Source organism: Neobacillus mesonae (genome assembly GCF_023715155.1).
GTDB lineage: Bacteria > Bacillota > Bacilli > Bacillales > Cytobacillaceae > Neobacillus > Neobacillus mesonae_A.
Window position 1 is genome coordinate 50403 of the sequence record NZ_JAMBNQ010000032.1, and the last position, 7483, is coordinate 57885.

The 7483-nt window shown below is 37.7% G+C and carries 3 protein-coding genes, 1 rRNA gene and 2 riboswitches; all 4 genes read right to left on the bottom strand.

The window, feature by feature from the left end:
- Positions 1-151: 151 nt before the first annotated feature.
- Positions 152-1462 (bottom strand): diguanylate cyclase domain-containing protein, encoded by a 1311-nt coding sequence (locus M3183_RS20380; RefSeq protein WP_251472520.1) that lies wholly within the window; start codon positions 1460-1462, stop codon positions 152-154.
- Positions 1463-1485: 23 nt separating this feature from the next.
- Positions 1486-3747: an EAL domain-containing protein gene (locus M3183_RS20385; protein ID WP_251472522.1), complete on the bottom strand. Its 2262-nt coding sequence runs from the start codon at positions 3745-3747 to the stop codon at positions 1486-1488.
- A 99-nt stretch (positions 3748-3846) separates the two neighbouring features.
- Positions 3847-3932, bottom strand: a riboswitch (cyclic di-GMP riboswitch).
- A gap of 174 nt (positions 3933-4106) precedes the next feature.
- Positions 4107-6392: an EAL domain-containing protein gene (locus M3183_RS20390; protein ID WP_251472523.1), complete on the bottom strand. Its 2286-nt coding sequence runs from the start codon at positions 6390-6392 to the stop codon at positions 4107-4109.
- A 152-nt stretch (positions 6393-6544) separates the two neighbouring features.
- Positions 6545-6629, bottom strand: a riboswitch (cyclic di-GMP riboswitch).
- A gap of 727 nt (positions 6630-7356) precedes the next feature.
- Positions 7357-7472: ribosomal RNA gene (gene rrf, locus M3183_RS20395) — 5S ribosomal RNA — on the bottom strand.
- Positions 7473-7483: the final 11 nt, after the last annotated feature.

Sequence of the window (7483 nt, forward strand, 5' to 3'; positions counted from 1 at the left end):
CACCTGTATAAAAGGTAAAAAAATACATTTATAACAACTAACCCTTAATACATACATTTTATCTCATTCGACAATAAACGACAATCACAAAAATGAAAATGTCATATTTTTTTACCCAAAAGAAAAAGCCCCCGGAATCCGTGAGCCTGCATTAGATTTGTATAGGGAGAAAACGTTGTATCTCTTGATCACAGCAATACATCTTAAAATTATTCCTGCCGCTCTCCTTCGCATCGTACAATGCCTTATCTGCATGTTTCATCAATTGGTGTCTGGTAGTACCATCTTCTGGATAAAAGGCAATTCCGATACTGGAAGTAGTTCGGAACGTTTCACCGCTAATATGCCATGGATCTTGAAGACAAGTATGAATGTGCTCGGCAATTTTTATGACATCTTTGTCTTCTTGAATTTCAGTAACCAGGATGGCAAACTCATCTCCGCCTTGGCGTGAAATCATATCACATTCACGAAGGCAGCCTTTCACCTTTTTTGAAAACTGCCGTAGCAGTTCATCACCGGCATCATGGCCAAGCGTATCATTAATTTGTTTAAAATGGTCGATATCCATATACAAGACAGCAAACCTCTTTCCGTACTGATTCGCGTCTTTGATGCATTGTTCTAATTTTTCTTTAAAAAGCCGCCGGTTCGGAATTTCCGTTAAAGCATCATAATAACTTAGATATTCAAGATACCTTTCATATTCCTTTCGTTCGGTAATATCCCGCCCCACCATCATCATTTGTTCAAACTCACCCTGTTCATTACACATGGGGGTTCCTATTAGTTCTACACATACAGTATGCCCGTCTTTGTGTGTCCTCATGATTTCGCAAGCAAGCGGCTTTTGATGAACGACACTATCTTTGAAGTTTTTTGTAAAAACTTCATCCACCTCCCCATCAGGCTGGTGAAAAACGAATTTACCTATATATTCTTCCGGCCCATACCCTAGAACTGTTTTATGGGACGGGGAAGCATATTTCACAATTCCATCAAGATTCACAAGCTGAATAAGATCAAGGGAGTGATCTGCCAATAAGCGATATCGCTCCTCGCTTTCTTTTAAGGATGACTTCGTTCTCCATAGATCCGTTTTATCCTTGATGACACAATAAACAGCTGCAACTTCGCCCTTTATCATTAAAGGGATGCTCTTGATCCGCAGATGGAGAATATCCCCATTGCTGTCAAAGGCATTTATATCAATCTCTGAAGAATTCCCCCGCAATACTTTTGCAATATGCCCATTTACCATTTCCCTGTGCTTTGGGTCAATGAACTCTTTAAAGTACATGTTTTTAATCGTCTCTTCCGGATACCCAAACAATTCCGTTGTCACAGGGTTAACCTCTAATATTTCCCCATTTATCGCAAAAACAAATATGGCGTCAGGGTTATGGTTTATAATCGATTGGTAAATCTCATGGTAGGAATCTTTTAAAATTTCGTTCCCCATATATCCTCCTGGGTTGAATATTCTTAAACCATCTCTTGGTTTATTGGCAAAAAGATATCGACCGTTGTTCCATTATTTACAACACTATGAATATCAATCCAACCGCCGTGCTCTTTAATCACTTTGTGACTTATCATTAAACCTAAGCCCGTTCCTTTTTCCTTTGTACTGTAAAATGGCTCTCCAATCTTTCTGATTCGTTCTTCAGTAATGCCCATTCCTTGGTCGATAAAACTAATCTTAAGATGATTAATTCCTTTGCGAGCTATTTTCACCTGTATCCTCCCGCCATTTGGCATCGCCTCTATAGCATTTTGAAGGATTTGAAGAAACACTCGTTTAATTTGACCTTCATCACAATACAGCTGCGGTAAATTAAATTCAAATTCCTGCTCCATTTTAATATTATACATGGTAAGCCGCGGCTGGATAATCATCAAAACTTGTTGAAAAAGATCGCTTAGGTCACTTTTTTTCATTTGGTTTATTGGCTGATGATTAAAGCTTAAAAATTCACTGATAAATTCTTCAATCCTATCAATCTCGTTTAACATCGTATTTATATAAAACGGCTTTTCCACTTCATTTTGCAGTAATTGCACAAAACCTTTAATGGTCGTAAGCGGATTTCGTATTTCGTGTGCGATACTAGTCGCAAGCGGTCCGATAACAGACAGTTTATCCGCTTTACGGATAAATTCCTCCGCTTTTTTTCGTTCAGATATATCACGTGCGACAATGACTAGATGTTTGAGCCTGTTATCCGCATCCAAGACAGGATTTGCTCTGTCTTCAAACTCAACCCATCCTCCATCCGTATGTTTTAAACGGAACTCTGTTTGGACCGGTGTTTTAGTTAATGCAGCTACAGTATATAGTTTTTTTATCCGATCACAATCATCAGGATGCATCATGTCAAAAATCAACTGTCCCTCATAGGCCTCTGGGGGAGCTCCTAATACAAATTCATGTGAGGGAGAGGCATATTCCAGCTTAAAATTTTGGTCAATGACCCGAATTAGATCCTGCGTATTTTCAGTAATGATACGATATTGCGATTCTTTTAACCTTAAAGCCTCTTCTATTCTCTTTTGTTCTGAAATATCGATACAGGAACCAATCACCTCTGTCACTTCCCCTCCCCTCCTAATGGGGCTTAAAGAAGCAAGATAGTGTATGCCAAATAGCTCACCCTCGAAAGTGACGTTTTCTTCCCCATTCCATGCTCTATGGTAATAGCTGATTTTATTTTCCACATCTTCTGGCGATAAAAAATCAGATAACTCTTTTCCTACCACATGTTCAGGAGTCAATTTCACCTGTGATAGTAATTTACCATCACATAAAGTGTGTATAAATTTACCCGCGATTTTCTTAAACTTAAAAATCATACCTTGCTGTAATCTTATGGTGTCAATTAAATCCTGATGGGCATTTCCTAACATTTCAATATTTAATTTTTGTCGTGTAACTTCGTGGGGAATCCCTTTATGATTGACCACTTTTTCAATACTGCGAAAATCATGCATAAGTTCGTCTGGGTGCAGGGGTTTACTAAATAAATATCCTTGTCCAATATTACAAAGATTTTGCTGTAAAAAGATTAATTGTCCTTCCGTTTCAATCCCTTCGGCCACAACATCCATTTTTAACTGGTGGGCCATTTCAATAATAGACTTTACAATTGTTCCATTATTTAAGTCTGTATCGCAATTTCGTACAAAGGATTGGTCAATTTTTATATTATCAAACGGGAGCTCCTGTAAATACTGCATCGAATTAAAGCCTGTCCCAAAGTCATCCAAACTTATTCGGACTCCAAGATTTTTTAACTCCCTGATCACTTTAGGAGCATGAAAAGTATCCAGCATAATTCCCTCTGTAATTTCAAGCACAAGATATTCAGGAGCTAGATTGGTTTCTATTAAAATATGTTTTACTTGGTTAACGAAATCAGGCTGATAGATCTGCCTGGCTGAGAGATTCACCGACATATATTGAGGTTTATTCTCTATATTCAGCCAATCCTTCATTTGAAAACAGGCTGTACGTAAAATCCATTCCCCTAATGGGATAATAAATCCTGATTCCTCTGCTGCAGGGATAAACTTAATTGGCGGAATAATCCCCTTCTCGGGACGAATCCAGCGGACCAGTGCTTCAACCCCCATCATTTTTCCTGACACTAAATCTACTTTCGGCTGATAAAAAAGACAGAATTCCTTTCGCTCCATGGCCTTTATCATCTCTTTTTCAAGCTGCATGGCCTCATCTATACCTTCCATTCCAAAAATCACACCACCATAACCTTTTATTACAGATCACCTTAACGGATTTGGTTGCAATAAAAGAGACCAATCTATTTTTCCCGATTGGTCTCTCAAATCGGTAACTGGCTGGCATAATCAATTTGACCTTAGCCCCTGTAGCTTTGCGTCTTCACTTTTCAATGAATTTGCCTTTTTCGTTCTATTCAATTCTTTTCTATTATACTTGTATTAGAAACTCCTATCTATTACTCAGTGTAAAATTCACCTTTTTGACATATTTCCCACAAATCGGTTAAGGACCCAATATACTATTATAGCAAAAATAATGACAAATTCTAACACATTTAGACAATTTTCGCTATCTTCACATAAATTTATTCATTCTTAACAAAACGGCAGTCTTCTAAAATAGAGTTTCTCCTTAACCTGATTTGAAGTTGGTTTAGAACTCTTATTAATTCCTCCTGCTCTTTCTGATCTAGAATAAATTTCACACCATATCGGTATACATTATTTTGCAATTCCTTTTTCCAAACGATATTCCCCTTTAAGTTCGACTCTTTTGTAAAAATTTCAGTAGAAAAACAGAAAACAACTCCATTGCTGACAGGAAGTTTTAAGGACGAGGAGAAACGCAGTCCACCTGGCCCAATATCTTCTACTTTAATTTCTGTACTGCCAAGATTAACTTTCTTGCTTTCTACCTGTTCAATGGTCATATCGGCCAGCAGTGGATATTTTAACAGGACCCTGAAATAACGTCGTTTATTTTCACCAGGCTGGTAAGAAACAGACTCTTCTTGCTTAAAGCCAAATCCTTGTGTTAAATACCGTTTGTATTCATTTTCTTCCACCGGTTTACTATAAAAGTAGCCTTGAATTTCATCACAATGTAATCTTTTCAGCAAGGTCAGCTGCTCTTCCGTTTCCACCCCTTCTGCCACTACGGTTTTGTGCAGCTTGTGGCAGAGTGCAATGGTAGATGCAATAATTTCATAGTTATCTTTATCTCGATGAACATCATCTATTAAACTTTTATCAATCTTGACGATGTCGCATGGGAACTTCTTCAAATAGTTTAACGAGGAATACCCTGTTCCGAAATCATCCAACGCAATGGTAATCCCCATCTTCTTTAATGCTGTCAAAGCCTTTGACACTTCTTCTTCATTCTCGATAAACATCGTTTCGGTAATTTCAAATTCCAACCAATTCGGATTAATATTTAATTCATTTATAATAGAAGAAACTATATCCACAAAGTCCAGTTGAAGCAGCTGGATTGGTGATAGATTGATGGATACTTTTTTTATCGGGAGGCCTTCTTTTTCCCATTGTTTCATTTTCAAACAGATTTGCCGGACGACCCATTCTCCAATCGGGATAATCAAGCCTGAGCCCTCCGCCATGGAAATAAATTCGTCAGGCAGGATTAACCCCCATTCCGGATGAATCCATCGAATGAGCGCTTCGGCAGATACCATTTCATTCGTCTTTGGATTAATCCGCGGCTGATAGTAGATATTAAATTCATTTTTTAATAAAGCTTTTTTGGAATCATTTCGTAACACAAACTGTTTATAGCTGTTAACACTCATCGTAGAAGAAAAGATTTGGTATTGATTTTTCCCGCTTTGTTTTGCATGATACATGGCAATCTCGGCGTTTTTTATCAGTATATCTGCCCTTTCACCGGAATAAGGGAAAACACTTGCCCCCATACTAACGGTTACATGGACTTCCTTTCTATCGACGATAAAGGAATCCTGATGAATAACTTCCAACAAATGATCCAGTGTTTTGTGTATTTCCTCATATTCAACAATATCTTTGATAATAATCGTAAAGTGGTCTCCGCTCATTTTGTGAATATAGACATTTTCATTTAACACCTTTTTCATTCTTCTTGAAAATTCCTTTAAAAGCATATTTCCAGTGGAATGCCCTAAGGTATTATTTATGTAGCGAAAATCATCGATTCCAATCCGTACAATCGCTAAATTGGTGTTACGCTCTTCCGCAAATTCGATTTCTTTCTTTAGATGTTCCTCCAAATATCGTTGGTTCGGCAGCCCTGTTAAGGAATCAAAGTTCGCTAAATTCTCCATCTCTTCGATTAACACTTTTTGTTCATCTTCAAGATTCTTCAAATCTGTAATATCCCTGCGGATGGTTAAAAATTGATGTGGACGTCCATTCTCATCCAGCAAAGGATAAATAGAATTATCATACCATTTAATGGATCCGTCTTTGGTTTTAGCTGATAGCTCCCCTTTCCAGACATCCCCATGTGAGAGGATTTTCCATATATCACGATAAAATGTTGCAGCATGCTTGTCAGATTCCAAGGTTTTCCATGATATGCCGACCAATTCTTCTGAACGGTATCCCAGGGAAGAGCTGCATTTTTCATTTATGTAAATAATAATCCCCTTGTTATTGGTAACAAAAATTAACTCTTCCTGGTCGAGGAGAATGGAATGAATCTTACTGAAGTTTAATATGGAGTCCTCCGTAATATGATTGAACTCATTCGAAGGCATGTCCTCGTTGTAGACAGTATAAAAGGATTCATCTATTGAATCCTTTTCTTGCTCTTGTTCAGTTTTTTCTGCTTGATGTAAAAAGTAGCTTTTTAAAGGATTTGAAAGAAGCCTCATCAAAGTCCCCCCAATTTGATAAAGTTTTTCAAAAAAACACAATTGTAAAAGCATTCAGTGGAAGGGAGAAGGCGTAAAAGGGGGTTCATGGATTACACAAGATTTTAAGTATACTAAAAAAAGACTAAAATAGACCGATTAGTCTATTTAACATCGGTAACTGGCTGGCATAATCTTCAGATTGTAGCCCCTATAGCTTTGCGTCTTCATCTTTCAATGAATTTGCCTTTGTCATGTTATTTAATTTTAAATAGGTCTTTATACTTATTAACAAACAATAATAGAGTCTTTTGCTCCTATATTTCTATTTATTAATATGTATTTTAGCCCAATTATACACCATACCCACTCAAAACTGGACATATTTCGACGTATTTCAAGTAATTACCAGTTCCGTTACAAAATAATGCATTCTTCCTTTTTTAAGGAGAAGGAGGGGGTAATTAAAATCATCATCTGGTTTGGTTAGAGTCAATTAGCAGCTGTAATCGCTGGACCAGAAATAACTGGAAGAAAAGTAACTGCACTATAGAGTTAAGCACATTTTGTCCGCCAATCCATTAATATTTTATGCTGCTTTCTAATTGACCTTTGATTTGTTTTTTGTGGTGGAGGTTGATAGTGAATATTTATGTGCAGCCGCTTTTATTGGTTTTTCACCTGTTAGACGGCTGATTGAGGTTGTTTATGTTCCCTCTGTACTGACTTTCCGGGTAGAGTGTTGATAGGGGTTGTTTATGTGTCCTCTGTTTTCCCTTTTCACCCGTTAAAGGGTTGATAGGGGTTGTTTATGTGTCCTCTGTTTTCCCTTTTCATCAGTTAGAGGGCTGATAGGCTGATAGACTGTACTCAATGAGTCTTCAAATATACCTTTTGTATAACAGGGGGTATTTTTCAACGTTATGAGCACTTTTTTTAAAAGGCAACAAAAAAAGACAACCTTTTATAGATTGTCTTTTTATTTGCCCGGCAGCGTCCTACTCTCACAGGGGCAAGGCCCCAACTACCATCGGCGCTGAGAAGCTTAACTTCCGTGTTCGGTATGGGAACGGGTGTGACCTTCTCGCCATCACCGCCGGACTATTTATTTG